Genomic DNA, 18,074 nt, shown 5'->3' with positions numbered 1-18,074 from the left:
ATGATTCAGTAAGGACTGCAAGGGTTTTCGGCAGTCCATGGTGGACTTACGGTCGGCGGCGTGACTTACTCGGAAGTGGACGTCGTCCTCCCTTGCCTCGACGAAGCCGGAGCCCTGCCGGGCGTACTGGCGGGATTGCCTCCTGGCTACCGCGCGATCGTGGTCGACAACGGCTCGGCGGACGGCTCGCCGGAAGTGGCGGCCGCGCTCGGCGCGAAGGTCGTCCACGAACCGCGACGCGGCTACGGCGCGGCCGTGCACACGGGCCTGGAGGCGGCCACCGCGGACATCGTGTGCTTCGCCGACGCCGACGGGTCTCTCGACCTCGGCGACCTGCCGCGGCTGGTGGGCGCCGTCGAGCAGGGCGCCGACCTGGCCGTCGGGCGGCGGGTGCCGACGGGTCCTGGTGTCTGGCCGTGGCACGCGCGGGCCGGGAACGTCGTGCTGGCGTTGCTGCTGCGCGGCCGTGGGCTGCCGGTGCGGGACATCGCGCCACTGCGCGCCGCGAATCGGCGGGCGCTGCTCGGCCTCGGCGTCGCCGACCGGGCGTTCGGCTATCCCCTGGAGCTGCTGATCAAGGCTCAGCGCGCGGGATGGCGGGTCCGCGAGTTCGACGTCCGGTACGGCGCGCGCGCCAAGGGGACGAAGTCGAAGGTGTCCGGCTCGGTGCGGGGCACGCTGCGCGCGGTCCGCGACTTCGGGCGGGTGCTGGCGCGATGACGGGCACGTTCGTGCTGCTGGTCGTGGCCAAAGCGCCGGTGCCGGGGCTCGCCAAGACGCGGCTCTGCCCGCCGGCGACACCGGCCCAGGCGGCGGAGATCGCCGCGGCCGCGCTGCTCGACACGCTCGACGCCGTGTACTCGGTGCCCGGTGCCGCGCCCGTCGTCGCGATGACCGGCGACCTCGGCCACGCCGGCCGGTCCGCCGAAATCGGTCTGGCACTGCGCCGTGCCACCGTGATTCCGCAGCGGGGCTGGGACTTCGGCGCGCGGCTCGCGAACGCCCACGCGGACGCCGCCGCGGTGCACGCGGGCCTGCCGATCCTGCAGATCGGCATGGACACGCCGCAGGTCACGCCGGAGTCGCTCGCGTCCGCCGCCGCGCCGGTCGTGTACGGCGGCTACGACTCGGTGCTCGGCCTGGCCGAAGACGGGGGCTGGTGGGCGCTGGGTCTCGCCGAACCGCAGCACGCGCAGGTCCTCGCGGGCGTGCCGATGTCCCGCGACGACACCGGCCAACGGACGTTGAGCGCGCTCGCCGGGTGCGGGCTGCGGCCGTGGGAAGCCGCCCGCCTGTCCGATGTGGACACCATGGCGGACGCCCGCGCGGTGGCGGCGGCGTGTCCCGGCGGACGGTTCGCCGGCGCCGTCGCGGCGGTTCACGGCCGGGCGGTCGCCTGATGACGACTCTCCTCGGCAACGAGTTCGACCGCGGCCTGCTCGGCCACCGGTGCTGGCTCGAACTGGCCGGCGGCGAACGGATCGAGCTGCCGGTCGAGCGCTGGGCCGCGCCCTCCGCCGGCGACGAGGTGCTGCTCGACGCCTGTTCCGGCCCGACCATCGACGTCGGTTGCGGACCCGGCCGGCTCACCGCGGCGCTGGCCGGGCGCGGGGTCGTCGCGCTGGGCGTCGACAGCTCGCGCACGGCCGTCCGGCTGACGCGCCGCCGTGGCGCGAGTGCCTTGCACCGCAACGTCTTTCACCACGTCCCCGGCGAAGGCCGATGGCGGCACGCCTTGCTCGCCGACGGCAACATCGGCATCGGCGGAAACCCTGTGGCCCTGTTACGGCGGACGGCTCAGCTGATCGCCGTCGACGGTGACGTCCTCGTCGAACTGGAGCCGCCCGGGCACGGCCTGCGGCACGAGCGCGTCCGGCTGCGGCCGGGCCACGCCGACGTCGGCTGGTTCACCTGGGCGTGGGTCGGCGTCGACGCGATCGCCGACGTCGCCGTGCGCGCCGGGCTGCGGGTCTCCTGGACCACTCAGCGGGGGCACCGCTGGTTCGCGCGCCTGGAGCGATCATGAAGCTGCCGATCCCGCGGGAAGACCGTTTCACGGCGCCGGCGCACGACGAGCGGGTCACGTCGAAGATCGGGCTGGCGTTGGCGGTCACGTTCACGACCTGCTTCGTGACGGGCCTGATCAGCCACCTGATCCAGCACCCACCAGGGTGGTTCTCCTGGCCCAGCCGCCCGATCGGGCTCTACCGCGTCACGCAGGGTCTGCACGTGATCTCCGGCGTGGCGTCGATCCCGTTGCTGCTGGCGAAGCTGTGGAGCGTCTACCCGAAGCTGTTCGGCCGGCCGCTCGTCCGCTCGCTGCCGCACGCGCTGGAGCGGCTGTCGATCCTGGTGCTCTCGGGTGCGGCGTTCTTCGAGCTGACGACCGGGCTGCTGAACGTCGCGCAGAACTACCCGTGGGGCTTCTACTTCCCGCAGGTGCACTACGCGGTCGCGTGGCTGGCGATCGGCTCGATCCTGCTCCACGTCGCGGTGAAGCTGCCGGTCATCCGGCGGGCGCTGACCCGCGAAGCCGAAGAGGAGCCGCCGGCCGCGAGGCTGTCCCGGCGCGGGTTCCTGCTGACCACCGGGCTGGCGACGGGCGTCGCGGTCGTCGCCACGGCCGGCGCGACGGTCCCCTTCCTGCGTGGCGTGTCCGGGCTCGCGTGGAAGACGGGCAAGGGCACCCAAGGCCTCCCGGTGAACCGGACGGCGGCGGCCGCGGGCATCACGTGGTCACCGGCCTGGCGGCTCACGGTGGTGACCCCGCACGGCACAACGGCGTTCTCGCTCGACGAGCTGCGCGCACTACCGCAGACGACGGCCGATTTGCCGATCGCATGCGTGGAGGGCTGGAGCCAGTCGGCGACCTGGCGCGGAATTTCCTTGCCCGTGCTGCTGAAAGCCGTCGGAGCGGCGCCGGGGACGGCGATCCGGGTGTCCTCGATGGAGCGTGCTGGGCTGTACCGCGTCAGCGTCCTGCCCGGCGAACACACGGCGGACGACCTGACGCTGCTGGCGCTGGAGCTGAACGGCCAGGTGCTCGACCTCGACCACGGCTTCCCGTGCCGGATCATCGCGCCGGACCGGCCCGGCGTGCTGCAGACGAAGTGGGTCACGAAGCTGGAGGCGCTGTGAGGACAGCTCGAGCACTGTTGGCGCTGCCCGGCCTCGCGGCGCTGGCGTGGGGCGTGGTGCTGTTCGCCCGGTACGCGCTGCCGTTGCGTCCGGACGTGTTCGGCACGATCGGCTGGATCGTCGGCGGCCCGCTGGCCAACGACGGCGTGATCGTTCCCCTGACGGCGGTGTTCGGCATGCTGCTGGGCCGCCTGCTTCCGCACCCGTGGCGAGTTCCGGTGGTGACGGGCACGGTGCTCACGGGCGTCCTGCTGATCCTGGCGTTCCCACTGCTCTGGCGCCCGTACGGCACCCCGCCGATGCCCGGCCTGCACGACGGCAACCCGACGCAGGGCCTGGCCCTGACGCTGGCGGCCGTCTGGCTGGCGGTGGTCCTGACAGCCCTAACCCGCCATGCCGTGCCGCGACTCACGCGTGGTGCCCCGTCAGTCACGCGAATCGGCCCGCCCGGCACGCCACCCGACCCACCCGGCGCACGAACCGACCCCGCAGGTCCGCGAGCCGACTCCCCCGGCACGCCGACCGACCCGCCCGGCGCCTGACCGGCGCCACAAATGCGGCCACGCGCGACCGGCATCGAGTGCCTGGTCGCGCGTGGCCTAGTGGGTCCGGCCCCGAGATGCGGGGGTCGAGCCGTTGCTGGTCTCGGCCACCCAAGGGCGGCCGAGCGTCTGGATACCGTCAGTTCGCCGGGACGGGCTGGCCGCCGAGGGTTACCTCGACCGTGCGGCCGTCGGCGAGGGTGAACGTCGCCTTCTCGTCCGGGGCGCGGGTTCGGATCGCCGCGACCAGCGTGTCGGACGTGTCGATGTTGCGGTCGTCGATCTTCGTCACGATGTCGCCCGGCTTGAGGCCGGCCTTCTCCGCCGGGCTGCCCGGGGTGATGGCGCCGAGCTTGGCGCCGCCCTGCGGGGCGTCCGTGACCTGGGCGCCGATGTAGGTCTGCACCGCCTGGCCCGTCTTGATGATCGTGTCCGCGGTGCGGCGGGCCTGGTCGATCGGGATGGCGAACCCGATGCCGACGTTGCCGCTCTCGGAACCGCCCTGGCCCTGGCCGCCCGCCGACTGCGGGCTGTAGATCGCCGAGTTGATGCCGATGACCTGGCCGGACATGTTGGCCAGCGGACCGCCCGAGTTGCCCGGGTTGATCGCCGCGTCGGTCTGGACGGCGTCCATCACCGTCTCCTGGCCGCCGCTGCCGCCGCCCGCGCGCACCGGCCGGTGCAGCGAGCTGACGATGCCCGACGTGACCGTGCCGGCCAGTTCGAACGGCGATCCGATGGCGACCACCGGCTGGCCGACGCGCAGGTCGTCGGACCGGCCGATCTCCACCGGGGTCAGGTTGCCGACGCCGTCGACCTTGACCACCGCGATGTCGGTCGTCGGGTCGCGGCCGACGATCTTGGCGGCGGCCTTCTTGCCGTCCTGGAACACCGCCTGGATCTGCCCGCCGTTCGCGGCGACCTCGACGACGTGGTTGTTCGTCAGGATGTAGCCGTCGGTGCTGATCACGAACCCGGAGCCTTCGCCGGCCCCCTGCTGCCCGCTCACCCGCAGCTCGACGACGCTCGGCGACAGCTTCTGCGCGACCGCCTCGACCGAGCCGGCAGGCGCGTTGCCGGTCTGCTGAGCCGGCTTCGGCGCGTCGAGCGCGTTGGTCGCCGGGCCGTGGGACGAGCCACCGGTGAAGTACCCGACCGTCCCGCCCGCGATGCCGCCGACCAGCAGCGCGACCAGCGCGACGCCGGCCAGCAGCTTCCCGCCGGTGCGCTTCGGCTGCGCGGGCGGCGCGCCGTAGACGGACGTGCCGGGCTGGGCATACGGGTTCGGGTTCGGGTAGACGCTCTGCTGGGTCTGGCCCGACGCCGCGCCCTGGGCGGACCAGGGGTTCGCGTTCGGCGGCCCGTAGGACGGATCGGCCCCGGTCACCGCGTGGTAGGACGGCTCCGGCGCCGAGTACTGCGGCGTGCCGCCGGACTCGGGCGTGGCCTGGTCACCGTACGGGTGCCCCGCCCAACCGCCCTGAGCGGCCTGCTGCGGGGCCTGCTCGGGCTGCCGCGGCGCGGCGGGGTCGTGCGCGCTGGGGTCGTTCTCGGTCATGTCCTCACCTTGCGCGATGGTCCTGAGAGGTTCCTGAGCCGAACCTGTGCATCGCAGATGAGTATGGCGTGATCAGCCCGCCGCGCGGAGCCGTTCCGCGATCTGCTCCGGCGTCGCGTCGTTGACCCACACCGCCATGCCCGATTCGGACCCCGCCAGGTACTTGAGCTTGTCCTTGGCGCGCAGCACCGAGAACAGTTCCAGGTGCAGCCAGCCGAGCTCGCGGTCGCGGCGGACCGGCGCCTGGTGCCACGCCGCGATGTAGGGCAGCGGCCGGTCGTACAGCGCGTCGCAGCGGCGCAGGACGTCCAGGTAGACGTCGGCGAAGTCGTCGCGCTCGGCGTCGGTCAGCGCGGGCAGGTCCGGGACCTGCCGGTGCGGCACGACGTGCACCTCGACCGGCCAACGGGCCGCCGGCGGCACGTACGCCGTCCAGTGCTCGCCGGACGCCACCACGCGCGCGCCGGACTTCTGCTCGGCGGCCAGCACGTCGCCGAGCACCGGGCGGCCGTGTTCGGCCTGGTAGGCGCGGGCGACCTCGAGCATCCGCTCGGTCTTCGGCGTGACGAAGGGGTAGCCGTAGATCTGCCCGTGCGGGTGCGACAGCGTGACGCCGATCTCCTCGCCGCGGTTCTCGAACGGGAAGACCTGCTCCACACCGGGCACTTCGGACAGTCCGGCGGTGCGGTCGGCCCAGGCGTCCACGACGGCCCGGACCTGCTTCGGGCTCAGCCGGGAGAAGGCGCCGTCGTGGTCGCTGGTGAAGCAGACGACCTCGCAGCGGCCGCGTCCCGGCCGCACCGGCACCAGCCCGAGACCATCCACAGTGGACGGCTCGCCGACGACGTCTTCGGCGAAGGACGGAAAGCGGTTCTCGAAGACGACGACGTCGTAGTCGCTTTCCGGGATCTCGCTCGGCTTGCCGGGCTTGCTGGGGCACAGCGGGCAGAGGTCGGCCGGCGGCTTGTAGGTCCGCGTCTGCCGGTGCGCGGCCATGGCCACCCATTCCCCGGTCAGCGGGTCCAGCCGGATCTCCGACGCGGCCGAAACCGGCGGCAGGTCACGGGTGTCCTCGGCGACGCGGTCGGGCGCGCCGGGCTGGTCGAAGTAGATGATCTCGCGGCCGTCGGCCAGGTGTCGTACGGTGCGTTTCACGCTTCTTCGGCCTCGACCGTCTCCGCCGTCTCGGCGATCATGAGTTCCCCTGCCCTTTCGGCGAGTATTTCCTTGGCCTCGTCGGAAATCCCGTCATCGGTGACGACGACGTCGGCCTCGTCGAGGTCCGCGATCGTGGAGATCCCGACCGTGCCCCACTTCGTGTGGTCGGCGAGCACCACCAGCTTGCGCCCGGCCTCGACCAGCGCGCGGTCGGTCTCGCTCTCGGTCAGGTTCGGCGTCGTGAACCCCGGCCCGTCGGCCATGCCGTGCACGCCGAGGAAGACGACGTCGAGGTGCAGCGACCGCAGGCTGTGCACGGCGACCGGCCCGACCAGCGCGTCCGACGGCGTCCGCACGCCGCCGGTGAGCACGACGGTGCGGTCCGGCTGCGTCGACCCGCGCAGCACGTCGGCGACCTGGATCGAGTTGGTCACGATGGTGAGCCCGGGGATGGCGTCCAGCGCCCGCGCCAGCGTCCACGTGGTGGTGCCGGCCGAGATGCCGATCGCGGTGCCGGGCCGGACGAGCGTCGCGGCCAGCTCCGCGATGGCTTCCTTCTGCGCGCGCTGGCGCACGGACTTCGCCTCGAACCCGGGTTCGTCGGTGCTCTTGCCGACGACCGACGTGGCGCCGCCGTACACCTTCTCGACGAGCCCGCGCCCGGCGAGGACGTCGAGGTCGCGGCGCACCGTCATGTCGGACACGCCCAGCCTGGCCACGAGGTCACTGACCCGGACCGCGCCGGTCCGCCGTGCCTCTTCCAGGATCACCGCCTGCCGCTGACGCGCCAGCACCGTTCAACTCCGTCCCCGCTGAGCCAGTCCCAACCACACAAAATCCTACACGATTCAACACGGGATCCGCAGGGTCAGCACGGGCGGAGTTTTGGAAAGAGCAGGTCACCGCACGATCGGCAGCACCACGCCCCAGGCGAACAACACCACGACGGGCGATCCGAGCGCAACCCGCCACACACGCGGCAGTCCGTCCGCGGTCACGAGCGCCGCGAGCGCGTAGCAGCCGGTGACGACGGCGCAGAACACCGGGAGCGGACACTCCGCCATGTCGAGCACGGTGGTGAACAGCGCCAGAGCGACGAGCGGCCCGCCGAGCGCGACGGGCCACGCCGGACGGACCCGCGCCAAGGCCAGTAGCGCCCAGGCGAGCATGGCCGCGCCGAACAGCACGAGCGGCACGACCAGGAGCCCGACGATCATGCACGCCGGGCCGGTGCACACGGCCGAAAAGGGGAACGCTCGCAACGCGAGCGTCGCGAGCAGCCCGCTCGCCGCCGCGACCAGGCAACGACGGACCAGCGACATGCGCCGATCCTGGTCGACCCCGCCGCCCGCGTCTCGGAAACGCCGGAATTAGCCCGGCGCCCCCGGCAGCCGGATCGTCATCAGCGCGCCACCCTCCGGCGCCCGCGAGGCGTACACCGCCCCACCGTGGCGCTCGGCCGCGTGCTTCACGATCGCCAAGCCCAAGCCCGAGCCGGGCAGCGTCCGGGCTTCCGACGAGCGGTAGAACCGGTCGAACACCTTGGGCAGGTCCTCTTCGGCGATGCCCGGGCCGGCGTCGGCGACCTCGACCACGGCGGTGCCGTCGCCGAGCGGGTACAGCCGGACCCAGACCGTCGAGTGCGGCGGCGAGAACTTCACCGCGTTGTCGAGCAGGTTCAGCACCGCGCGCTCGAGCGAGCTGTTGTCGCCGGTCAGGACCCACGGCTGCAGCGAGACGTCGAAGTTGATCTCACCCGCCCGCCGGCGCGCCCGGTCGAGCGCCCGCTCGACGACGTCCAGCAGCTCGACGCGCTCGAAGCGTTCACGCGGCTCGTCCTGGCGCGCGAGCTCCACGAGGTCGCCGATCAGCTGGGTCAGCTCGTCGAGCTGGCCGCTGATGTCCGCGATGATGTCGACGCGGTCCTCGTCCGGCAGCGGCGGCGCACCCGGCTTGCTCGCGGCGAGCAGCAGCTCGAGGTTGGTGCGCAGCGACGTCAACGGCGTCCGCAGCTCGTGGCCGGCGTCCGCGACCAGCTGGCGCTGGCGTTCCTGGGAGTCCGCGACCGTGCCGAGCATGGTGTTGAACGTCTGGGTGAGGCGCGCGAGCTCGTCGTCGCCGCTGACCGGGATCGGCCGCAGGTCGCCGGTCCTGGCGACGCGCTCGGCGGCCGACGTCAGCCGGTCGACCGGGCGCAGACCGGCCCGGGCGACCGCCGTGCCCGCCGCGGCCGCGACGAGGATGCCCGCGCCCCCGATGAGGAAGAGGACGAGCGCGAGTTCGTTCAGCGTGCGCTTGGTCGGGCCCATCGACTGCGCGAGCACGATGGCCTCGCCGTGCCCGGACGGCAGCGCGACCACGCGGCTGTCGGTGCGGAAGTCGGTCCGCATCGACTGCGGCGAGTCGCCGTTCGCGACGGCCAGCTCGTCCGGCCCGAACGGCGGCGCCGAGCTCGACAGCGGGTAGGTCATCACGGCGTGCTGGACGTCGGGCGCGGCCGTGAGCTGCCCGATCTGCAGGTCGGCGCTGGCCAGGAAGGCACCGGGCACCTGCCGCAGCTCGGTCTGGACCTGCGGCGACGCGACGGCCGCTTCCGCGCGCGCCATGAGGCCGTCGTCCAGCTGCTGGTAGAGGTTGCTGCGCACGACCATGTACGCGCCGATCGACACCAGCGCGACGGCGCCGGCGACACAGGCGGCGGCGAGCAGCGTCACCCGGCCGCGCAGCGAGAACCGGCGCGTCCCCCAGCGCGTGCCGCGGGGGTCGCCGGGCTCGGTCACGGCGGGGTTTCCCGCAGCACGTACCCCACTCCCCGCACCGTGTGGATCAGCCTCGGCTCCCCCTCGGCCTCCGTCTTGCGGCGCAAGTAGCCGACGTAGACCTCCAGCGCGTTGCCCGACGTCGGGAAGTCGTAACCCCATACTTCCTCCAGGATCCGGCCACGCGTGAGGACGTGCTTCGGGTAGGAAAGGAACAGCTCCAGCAGGGCGAACTCGGTCCGGGTCAGGCTGATCTCGCGGCCGCCGCGGCGGACTTCGCGCGTCCCGGGGTCCAGCGTCAGGTCCGCGAAGGACAGGATCTCCGAGGCCTGGCCGTTCTGGGCGTCCGGGCTGGCGCGGCGCAGCAGCGCCCGCAACCGGGCGAGCAGCTCTTCCAGCGCGAACGGCTTCGGCAGGTAGTCGTCGGCGCCGGCGTCCAGGCCCGACACGCGGTCGGACACGGTGTCGCGCGCGGTGAGCACGAGGATCGGCAGGTCGTCGCCGGTGCTGCGCAGGCGCCGGGCGACCTCGAGGCCGTCGAGCCGCGGCATCATGACGTCGAGGACCATCGCGTCCGGCCGGTCGGCGATGATCGCTTCCAGTGCCTGCGCACCGTCGCTGGCCAGCTGGACCTGGTAGCCGTTGAACTCCAGGGACCGCCGCAGCGACTCACGGACGGCGCGGTCGTCGTCCACCACAAGGATGCGCATGGCGTCAGTCTTACTCAGCGTGCTGAGACTCGCCTAAGAACACACACAGAACACACAAAGAGATCGCTCACTCCGGTGCGCGGGCGACCGGAGCGTTCCAGTGCCGCCAGAGCGCGATCATCCGCACGGCGACGACGACAGCGGCCGCGACGACGGTGACCGGCCCGGCGGGCAGTCGCAGAGCGTGACCGACGGCGACGAGCACCGAGCCGGCCAGCGCGGCGACCGCGTAGATCTCCTTCCGCAGGACGAGCGGGATTTCCCGGAGCAGCAGATCGCGCACGGCGCCGCCGCCGATCCCGGTCGTCATGCCGATCAGGCACGCGGCGTAGACGGTCGCGCCGGCGTTCAGCGCGATCGTCGTCCCGGCGGTGGCGAAGACGCCGAGCCCGAGGGCGTCGGCGAGCAGCACGCCGCGACGCAGCCGCGCGACCTGCGGGTGGAAGGCGAACACGACCAGAGCGGTCACCGCGCAGACGGCGAGGTAGGGCCAGTTCCGCAGCGTCGTGGGCGGGTGGATGCCGAGCAGGACGTCCCGGATCACGCCGCCGCCGAGCGCGGTGGTGAGCCCGACCACGACGACACCGAAGACGTCGAGCCGCGCCCGCACGGCGGCGAGCGCCCCGGACGCGGCGAAGGCGACGAGCCCGACGAACTCCAGCGCCGTGAGCAGCATCTACTGGTCGAGCAGGCCACCCCGGTAGGCCAGCAGCGCGGCCTGCACCCGGTTGGCCGCCCCGATCTTGGAGAGCACGGCGGAGACGTACCCCTTCACGGTGGCTTCGGACAGGTGCAGCCGCCCGCCGATCTCGGCGTTGGAGAGGCCCTGCCCGATGAGCGCGACGACCTCGCGTTCGCGTTCGGACAGTGAAGCGAGCAGCTTCCGCGCGGGCTGAGCGGCGCGTTGCTCGTCCCGGTGCGACTGAACCATCCGCGCGGCCACGCCGGGATCGAGGACGGCGCCGCCGCGCGCCAGGTCCCGGACGGCCCTGAGCAGCGCGGCGGGATCGATGTCCTTGAGGAGGAAGCCGTTGGCGCCGAGCCGGAGCGCGAGGCTGACGTACTCGTCGATGTCGAAGGTGGTCAGCATGGCGACGGTGGGCGGATCGGGCAGGGCGAGGATGGCCCGGAGCGCGCGGATGCCGTCGTCAGGAGCACGCATCTTGATGTCGAGCAGGGCGACGTCGGGGTGGTACCGCCGGGCGACCTCGACCGCGGATCTGCCATCGGAAGCCTCGCCCACGATCTCGATGTCCTGAGCCCCGGACATCATCGCGCGCAGCCCCGAGCGCACCAGTTCCTCGTCGTCGGCGAACATGAGCTTGATCAACGAAGCCCTCCGCAACAGCCGGTGGAGGCGGCTCCCCGCATCCCGTTAACGAAGGTTACCTACTGTTGTTCAGCAGTTCGAAACCAGACACGACCAGGTGACCAACTGGTCCGTCCAGGTCAGGTGAGGTGCGCGGTCCGGCTGGGTGTATCCGCGATGTGGGAGGGCGTGAGAACCACTCACCTGGGTGACGACGACCGTCGGGTCGCCCCAGGTGCCCGGCGTGGGTGAGGCCCGCTAAGCTGAGCCTGGCAGCAGCAGGCCCTCGTAGCTCAGGGGATAGAGCACCGCTCTCCTAAAGCGGGTGTCGCAGGTTCGAATCCTGCCGGGGGCACAGAAACACCGGCCAAGCGTGCTGATATTGGTTCTCCTTTCGCATTCGCCGTCTACTCGTCACATCACGATGCCTTAGTTCGCGAGGACGTGGCACCGCCGAGAAGAGCGCACAGCTGATGTGGATCCGTTGACCACGTCAACGTGAATCTGGTAGTCACGTTAGCGCATCTTGTGTACTCTGTCATGAATGCCGCCTTTTTACCGATGTATAGGCGTAGGTTCGGCGCGGATCATGGGAGGGCGAAGTGTCGGCGAACCGTGAGGTCGTGGCAAGCCGGTTCCGGCTCCTTGGTCCCATCGGCAAGGGAAACATGGGTGAGGTCTACCGGGCGGAGGATCTCGATGCGGACGGGGGCTCGGCGGATCGGCTGGTCGCAGTCAAGGTCATCCTGCGTAGCCGCGGCGGCGCACTCCTGGGCTCCAGCCCTGATCCCAAGGCGGTTCAGCGGTTCGAGCGCGAGATGCGGATCATGCGGCGCCTCGACCACCCGAACCTGCCGCGCCTGATCGACGGCGGGATGGACGAGGGCGGCCTGCCGTACCTGGCGATGGAGTTCATCGACGGCCGCACGCTCCACGAGCTGGTCTCCGAGTGTCCACAGGCGCCGGTCGCGTGGATGGCGGCCCTTGGGGTACAGATCGCGGACGGGCTGGCCGCAGCCCATGCCGAGAAGGTCGTCCACCGCGACCTCAAGCCGTCCAATGTGATGGTGCTGCGCACCGGCGTGGTCAAGGTTCTCGACTTCGGCATGAGCCGGATCACCGACGACGTGGCGGCCCAGCAGATCACTAGCTCCGGGGTGACGGTGGGCACTGCCCGCTATATGGCTCCCGAACAGTTCCAGGACTCGACGGTGGGACCGGCCGCGGACCTGTACTCCCTCGGGTGCGTGTTGTTCGAGCTGCTCACCGGCGTCCCGCCGTTTTCCAGCACGTCGGCCCACGAACTTGGGCAGAAGCATCTCCACGAATCACTGCCGCCGGTGCGGCAGCTGCGGCCCGACGTGCCCGCCGACCTGGCGCGCCTGGTCGAGCGCCTGCTCAGCAAAGACCCAGCCGAGCGGCCGGAGGACGCTGTCGCTGTGCGCGAGGCGTTGCTGCCGTTCGCCGTGGGCGATGACGGCGTCCCGGGTTGGGAGGAGTGGAATCCCCTGGACGGCCTTTCCACGACGCCCACCGACAAGCCGGTCCGGACAGCCATCCCGCGGAAGCCGCCCGCCGGCGGAATGGACGTCTTCGACGTGCACCAGCGCCTCATCGCCGACTACCGGGCCTTCACCCGCGGCGGAACGATCGTCCGCGATGAAACCATCGCCGCCAAGGTCGAGCAGGACCTGGCCGCGAAGTCCCAGTGGCCGGATCCCTGGGTGTCGCTGAACCCGTTCTTCGCCTCGGGCGGAACGGTCATGGAACTGGCAACCGCGGGACTGCTGCGCCAGGAGTGCCAGCGGATCTTCCAGGCGGGCAAGACCGAGGGCGGCACAGCGTGCGACGGGCGGCCGTTGACGTTGCACCAGCACCAGCGGGAAGCAATCGAGGTGGCCCGGTCCGGCCAATCGTATGTGCTGACCACGGGCACCGGGTCCGGCAAGTCGCTGTCGTACATCGTACCGATCGTCGACAAGATCCTCCGGGAGCGGGAGGCGGCGGGTCCGAACACCGCCAAGCGGGTCCGCGCGATCATCGTCTACCCGATGAACGCGCTGGCGAACAGCCAGCTCAAGGAACTCGACAAGTTCCTGCTCGATGGATACGGCAAGGGCAGGGAGCCGGTCACCTACGCTCGCTACACCGGTCAGGAGAACGACGAGCGCCGCAAGGAGATCCGGGACAACCCGCCGGACATCCTTCTTACCAACTACGTGATGCTGGAGTTGATGCTCACCCGGCCGGACGACCGTCGCTCACTGATCAAGATGGCCGGCGGGCTGGAGTTCCTCGTCTTCGACGAACTGCACACCTATCGCGGTCGCCAGGGCGCGGACGTGGCGCTGCTCATCCGGCGGGTTCGGGAAGCTTGCCAGGCTGAGAACCTGCAGTGTGTGGGGACCTCGGCCACGATGGCAAGTGAGGGCAGTTTCGCCGACCAGCGTCACGTCGTCGCCAGGGTGGCGACCACCCTGTTCGGCACCGAGGTGAAGCCGGAGAACGTGATCGGGGAAACTTTGGTGCGAGCGACGGCCGAGGCGCCTGCCGTGGTGCCCATCGACCGGCTCTTGGCGCCGGACGCGCCGCACGCGTACGGGGAGCTGGTCGAGGACCCACTGGCCTGCTGGATCGAGACCCGATTCGGCCTGCGCGTGGAGGAGGAAACCGGCAGGCTGGTCCGGCAGCGGCTGGCCACGATCAAAGAGGCGTCGGCCGAACTCGCCCGGGACAGCGGGCTGGGCGAGGACGTCTGCGCGGACGCGATTCGCAAAACACTCCGTGCTGGGTCGCAGGCGCGGCATCCGGTGACGGAACGGCCGTTGTTCGCTTTCCGGCTGCACCAGTTCCTGTCCAAAGGTGACACCGTCTATGTCACGCTCGAGGATAAGGAAAGCCGCTACCTCACTCGGGAGTATCAGCGGGTGCAGCCGGGGTCGGACGGCAAGATCCTCGTACCACTCGCCTTCTGCCGGGAGTGCGGACAGGAGTATCTGAGCGTCTGGCGCACGGCGCAGGGCGGCGGGCACGTCTACGAGCCCCGGCAGAACACTGCCGCTACCGGAGGCCGGTCCGGCGACGGTTACCTCTACATCGATCCCGAGCGCTCCTGGCCGGCCGACGAGAACGCGGCCATCGGCGATCGCCGGTTGCCCGAGTCGTGGCTGGAGATCGACGAGGCAGGCACCGAGTCCGTGCGGGAGTCCTATCGCAAGCACCTGCCGAGGGCGATCACTGTCGACCCCTACGGCACCGAAGGTCAGGGTGACCTGGCAGCGGCGTTCATTCCCGCGCCGTTCCGGTTCTGCCTGCACTGCGGAGTGAGCTACGAACAGGTTCGTGGCAAGGACTTCGCAAAGCTGGCCACGCTCGACCAGGAGGGCCGCTCGTCGGCGACCTCACTGGTATCCGCCTCCATCGTGCGGTCGCTGAAGAACATCCCGGAGGAGGCGCTCGACAAGCGGGCCCGCAAGCTGCTCACCTTCGTCGACAACCGCCAGGACGCCTCGCTGCAGGCTGGTCACTTCAACGACTTCGTGCAGATAACGCAGCTGCGAGCGGCCCTGTACCGGGCCACGATCGAAGCTGGCGAAGAGGGCATCCGCCACGAGGAGCTCGCGTCCCGGGTCGTGGACGCGTTGGGCGTGGAGCAAGCCGACTACGCCGGTTCGGTGGATCTGCCGCCGTCGCTAAAGCGCAACGCCGCGCGGACGCTGCGAGATGTTGTCGCCTACCGCCTGTACCTGGACCTGCGCCGGGGTTGGCGGGTCACCATGCCGAACCTCGAGCAGACCGGTCTGCTCAGGATCGGCTACGAGGACCTGGACTGGCTCGCGGAGCGGGAAGAGCAGTGGCAGGGCACGTATCTGGAGGGCGCCGCCGCCGGCCGCCGGCTCGAGATCATGCGCACCCTGCTGGACGAGATGCGCCGCAACCTCGCCATCGACGTCCAGTACTTCCGGGATGACTTCGATACCCTGCAGCGCGCGAGCGAGGAACGTCTGACCGGCCCGTGGGTACTGTCCAAAGACGACCGTCCGCAGGTGGGCACCGCGTATGCGCAAGGCTCGCGGCCAGGTGTGGACCGCGCGGGGTTGTTCCTGTCCGGGCGGACAAAGTTCGGCAAGTACCTGCGCCGCCAGCATTTCCCGGAGTTGTCGGTCGACGACACGCAACAGCTCATCGTCGAACTGCTGCGGGTGCTGACTAAGAATGAACTGCTGCGTGAAGTCGAAGCCCCGGTTCAGCGTGCGGGCCGGTTCCGGCGGCAGGCAGGTGCCGTCCCTGTCACCGGTTACCGGATCGCCGCCCGGGCGTTGATCTGGCGGGCCGGGACGGGCGAGAAGGGCACGCACGACCCGCTCACCCGCACCTACGCCAGTGGCGACGGCCCGCGTGTCAACACATTCTTCCGCGACCTCTACCGGGAGACGGCGGGTGCGCTGGGCGGCTTGGTGGCCAAGGAACACACCGCCCAGGTCGACCCGAAGGAGCGGGAACAGCGAGAAGAGGAGTTCCGCAAGGGCGAGCTGAAGGTGCTCTACTGCTCGCCGACAATGGAGCTCGGGGTCGACATCTCCGAGTTGAACGCCGTGATGATGCGCAATGTGCCGCCCACCCCGGCGAACTATGCGCAGCGCAGCGGCCGGGCCGGCCGGTCCGGGCAGCCGGCGCTCGTGACCACCTACTGCGCCACCGGCAACAGCCACGACCAGTACTACTTCCGGCGTTCCGACCGGATGGTGGCCGGTGCCGTCGCCCCGCCCCGGCTCGACCTGGCGAACGAAGACCTCGTGCGGTCGCATGTGCAAGCCGTCTGGCTGGCCGAGTCCTCGCTCAAGCTGGGCAACGCCATCCCGTCGATCATCGACATCAGCTATCCGGAGGACGCCCGCCGCCCCGATCCCCGGCTGCGCCTGCACGAGCATGTCGAATCGGCCGTACACGACCCCGCTGTACAGCGGCGCGCCGTCGCAGCGGCCCGTGACGTGTTCGACCGGTTGCTGCCCGAGTTCGCGGACACGGCCTGGTGGCACGACCAGTGGCTGGAGGACACCGTGCGGCGCGCGCCGGAGGTGTTCGACCGCAGCTTCGACCGATGGCGGGGCCTGTTCCGCGCCGCTCTGGTCGACCAGGCCGAGCAGAACCGGCGGGTCCTGGACCACACGTTGTCCGAACGCGATCGCACCAGTGCTGTGAGCCGGCGCCGGGAAGCCGAGACACAGCTCAACCTGCTGAAGAACGAGAGCGTGGACAGCAGCTCGGTACTCTCCGACTTCAACCCCTACCGGTACCTGGCCAGCGAGGGTTTCCTCCCCGGCTACTCGTTCCCGCGGCTGCCGCTGGCCGCCTACATCCCGATGTCGGGCCGCCGCTTCGCCGACGGCGACTACCTGCAGCGGCCACGCTTCCTGGCGATCCGCGAGTTCGGCCCGGGCGCGCTCATCTATCACGAGGGCGCCCGCTACCAGGTCACCCGGATCCAGTTGCCCGCCGACGCCTCCGGCGACGTCGTCACCACCGAAGCCAAGCGCTGCGCCGCTTGCGGTTACCACCATGACGTCGAGGACAGCAGGTGCCGCATGTGCGACGCGCCGCTGACCGAAAAGACGGTCGGCCTGCTGCACCTGCACACCGTCTACACCCGCAAGCGCGAGCGCATTTCTTCCGACGAGGAGGAACGGCGACGTGCGGGCTTCCGGCTGGTGACCTCCTACCGATTCCAGGAGCACGGAGCGCGCCCAGGCCGGCGGGACGCCACGGTGTCCGATCGCGACGGCGAGATCGCTACCTTGGCCTACGGCGATTCGGCGACGGTGCGAATCAGCAATATCGGTCGGCTGCGTGCCGCCGAGGACGAGCCACCGGGCTACTGGCTTGACCCGGTCAACGGCGAGTGGATGACCGAAGCGCAGGCGAAGGAGGCCTCCGGCGACTCCAGTGAGCTGCCTGCCGTCGACGCCGACGGCAACGAGAAGCGTCCCCGCAAACGCGTGATCCCGTATGTTCAGGACAGCCGTAACATCCTGGTGGTGAAGCTCGCCGCGCCGCTGCCGGAGGCGGTTGCACTGTCGCTGATGTATGCCCTGGAACGGGGCATCGAGGCGGCCTTCGAACTGGAGGACTCGGAGCTGACGAGCGAGTTGCTGCCGCCGGACGGGGGTGACCGCGACCGGATGCTGTTCACCGAGGCGGCCGAGGGCGGCGCGGGCGTGCTGCGGCTGATGCAGTCCGATCCGGAAGCGTTGGCAACCGCGGTGCGGGCTGCTCTGGACATCTGCCACTTCGAGCCGGACGGAACTGACCGCGGCGGCCAGCACCCGGATAGGCCCTGCGCCCGTGGTTGCTACGAATGCCTGCTCACCTATGGCAACCAGCTACACCACGGCTCGATCGACCGGCACAGCATCCGGGACCTGCTGCTCCGCTTGGCCGGCGCGCAGGCGCTTGCCACTGGCCGCGGCGAGTCCCGCTCCGAGCAGCTGGCTCGGCTGACGGACCAGTCCGACACCGGCTTGGAGAAACGGCTTCTGGCTTGGTTCAAGGAACAGGGCCTGCGGCTGCCCGATGAGACACAGGCCTTCATCCCGGAAGCTCTGGCCCGTCCCGACTTCGTCTATTGGACGGAGGGGGCCAATGTGGCTGTCTTCGTGGATGGCCCCGTGCACGGCCACGATTTTGTGGCGCAACGGGACGCCGAGGCGGAGGACAGGTTGCTCGACCGGGGCTGGGACGTCGTGCGGTTCCGCCACGACGAGGACTGGGCGGCCGTCGCCGAGCGATTCAAGCAGTACTTCGGCCCTGCCGTGGGCGCCTGACGACTACGAAAGACAGGACATGACGAGTACGTTCACCGTCGGCTCGCTGGTTTCCGCCCGTGGCCGGGACTGGGTGGTA

General features: G+C 70.6%; 14 protein-coding genes and 1 tRNA gene. 7 read left to right on the top strand and 8 right to left on the bottom strand.

Translation table 11 applies throughout. The features are described from left to right. The first annotated feature begins 75 nt into the window (after window positions 1-75). The 5 genes from BT341_RS11255 to BT341_RS11235 are packed head-to-tail and all read left to right on the top strand — an operon-like array spanning window position 76 to window position 3,680. On the top strand, window positions 76-720 hold the full coding sequence (locus tag BT341_RS11255) for a glycosyltransferase family 2 protein (protein ID WP_072476228.1): 645 nt from the start codon (window positions 76-78) through the stop codon (window positions 718-720). Beyond that, the gene (locus BT341_RS11250) at window positions 717-1,400 is read left to right on the top strand and encodes a TIGR04282 family arsenosugar biosynthesis glycosyltransferase (protein WP_072476227.1); all 684 of its coding nucleotides are present in this window, start codon (window positions 717-719) and stop codon (window positions 1,398-1,400) included. The genes BT341_RS11255 and BT341_RS11250 overlap by 4 nt, the downstream gene beginning before the upstream one ends. Further along, entirely contained in the window at window positions 1,400-2,026 is a 627-nt protein-coding gene (locus tag BT341_RS11245; protein ID WP_072476226.1) for a class I SAM-dependent methyltransferase, read from the top strand. Before BT341_RS11250 ends, BT341_RS11245 begins: the two co-directional genes overlap by 1 nt. After that, window positions 2,023-3,138, top strand: a complete 1,116-nt coding sequence (locus BT341_RS11240; protein WP_072476225.1) for a molybdopterin-dependent oxidoreductase — start codon at window positions 2,023-2,025, stop codon at window positions 3,136-3,138. The genes BT341_RS11245 and BT341_RS11240 overlap by 4 nt, the downstream gene beginning before the upstream one ends. Further along, window positions 3,135-3,680, top strand: coding sequence for a hypothetical protein (locus tag BT341_RS11235; protein ID WP_072476224.1), 546 nt, complete (start codon window positions 3,135-3,137; stop codon window positions 3,678-3,680). Before BT341_RS11240 ends, BT341_RS11235 begins: the two co-directional genes overlap by 4 nt. A gap of 139 nt (window positions 3,681-3,819) precedes the next feature. On the opposite strand, the gene BT341_RS11230 is transcribed toward BT341_RS11235, so the two are convergent. From BT341_RS11230 to BT341_RS11195, 8 genes are all read right to left on the bottom strand, one after another. Further along, window positions 3,820-5,238 carry a trypsin-like peptidase domain-containing protein gene (locus BT341_RS11230; RefSeq protein ID WP_072476223.1) on the bottom strand — a complete coding sequence of 473 codons (1,419 nt, stop codon included), beginning with the start codon at window positions 5,236-5,238 and terminating at the stop codon, window positions 3,820-3,822. A 72-nt stretch (window positions 5,239-5,310) separates the two neighbouring features. Further along, window positions 5,311-6,393 (bottom strand): galactose-1-phosphate uridylyltransferase, encoded by a 1,083-nt coding sequence (galT, locus tag BT341_RS11225; protein ID WP_072476222.1) that lies wholly within the window; start codon window positions 6,391-6,393, stop codon window positions 5,311-5,313. Then, entirely contained in the window at window positions 6,390-7,190 is an 801-nt protein-coding gene (locus BT341_RS11220) for a DeoR/GlpR family DNA-binding transcription regulator (RefSeq protein WP_072476221.1), read from the bottom strand. The genes galT and BT341_RS11220 overlap by 4 nt, the downstream gene beginning before the upstream one ends. Window positions 7,191-7,295: 105 nt before the next feature. Continuing rightward, the gene (locus BT341_RS11215; protein WP_072476220.1) at window positions 7,296-7,718 is read right to left on the bottom strand and encodes a hypothetical protein; all 423 of its coding nucleotides are present in this window, start codon (window positions 7,716-7,718) and stop codon (window positions 7,296-7,298) included. A 48-nt stretch (window positions 7,719-7,766) separates the two neighbouring features. Then, window positions 7,767-9,176 (bottom strand): sensor histidine kinase, encoded by a 1,410-nt coding sequence (locus tag BT341_RS11210; protein ID WP_072476219.1) that lies wholly within the window; start codon window positions 9,174-9,176, stop codon window positions 7,767-7,769. Further along, a complete protein-coding gene (locus BT341_RS11205; RefSeq protein ID WP_072476218.1) occupies window positions 9,173-9,865 on the bottom strand; it encodes a response regulator transcription factor in 693 nt (230 codons plus the stop codon). The genes BT341_RS11210 and BT341_RS11205 overlap by 4 nt, the downstream gene beginning before the upstream one ends. 67 nt (window positions 9,866-9,932) lie before the next feature. Beyond that, window positions 9,933-10,541, bottom strand: a complete 609-nt coding sequence (locus BT341_RS11200; RefSeq protein WP_072476217.1) for a trimeric intracellular cation channel family protein — start codon at window positions 10,539-10,541, stop codon at window positions 9,933-9,935. After that, window positions 10,542-11,195, bottom strand: a complete 654-nt coding sequence (locus tag BT341_RS11195; protein ID WP_003087851.1) for a response regulator — start codon at window positions 11,193-11,195, stop codon at window positions 10,542-10,544. Between the two features lie 261 nt (window positions 11,196-11,456). Here BT341_RS11195 and BT341_RS11190 point away from each other — a divergent pair. Beyond that, window positions 11,457-11,529, top strand: a tRNA-Arg gene (locus BT341_RS11190). A gap of 247 nt (window positions 11,530-11,776) precedes the next feature. Continuing rightward, window positions 11,777-17,995 carry a protein kinase domain-containing protein gene (locus BT341_RS11185; protein ID WP_072476216.1) on the top strand — a complete coding sequence of 2,073 codons (6,219 nt, stop codon included), beginning with the start codon at window positions 11,777-11,779 and terminating at the stop codon, window positions 17,993-17,995. Window positions 17,996-18,074: the final 79 nt, after the last annotated feature.

Origin of the sequence: Amycolatopsis australiensis (genome assembly GCF_900119165.1) — a bacterium.
GTDB lineage: Bacteria > Actinomycetota > Actinomycetes > Mycobacteriales > Pseudonocardiaceae > Amycolatopsis > Amycolatopsis australiensis.
Note: the sequence above shows the minus strand (reverse complement) of the source record. Positions and strands in the feature narration are given on the sequence as shown.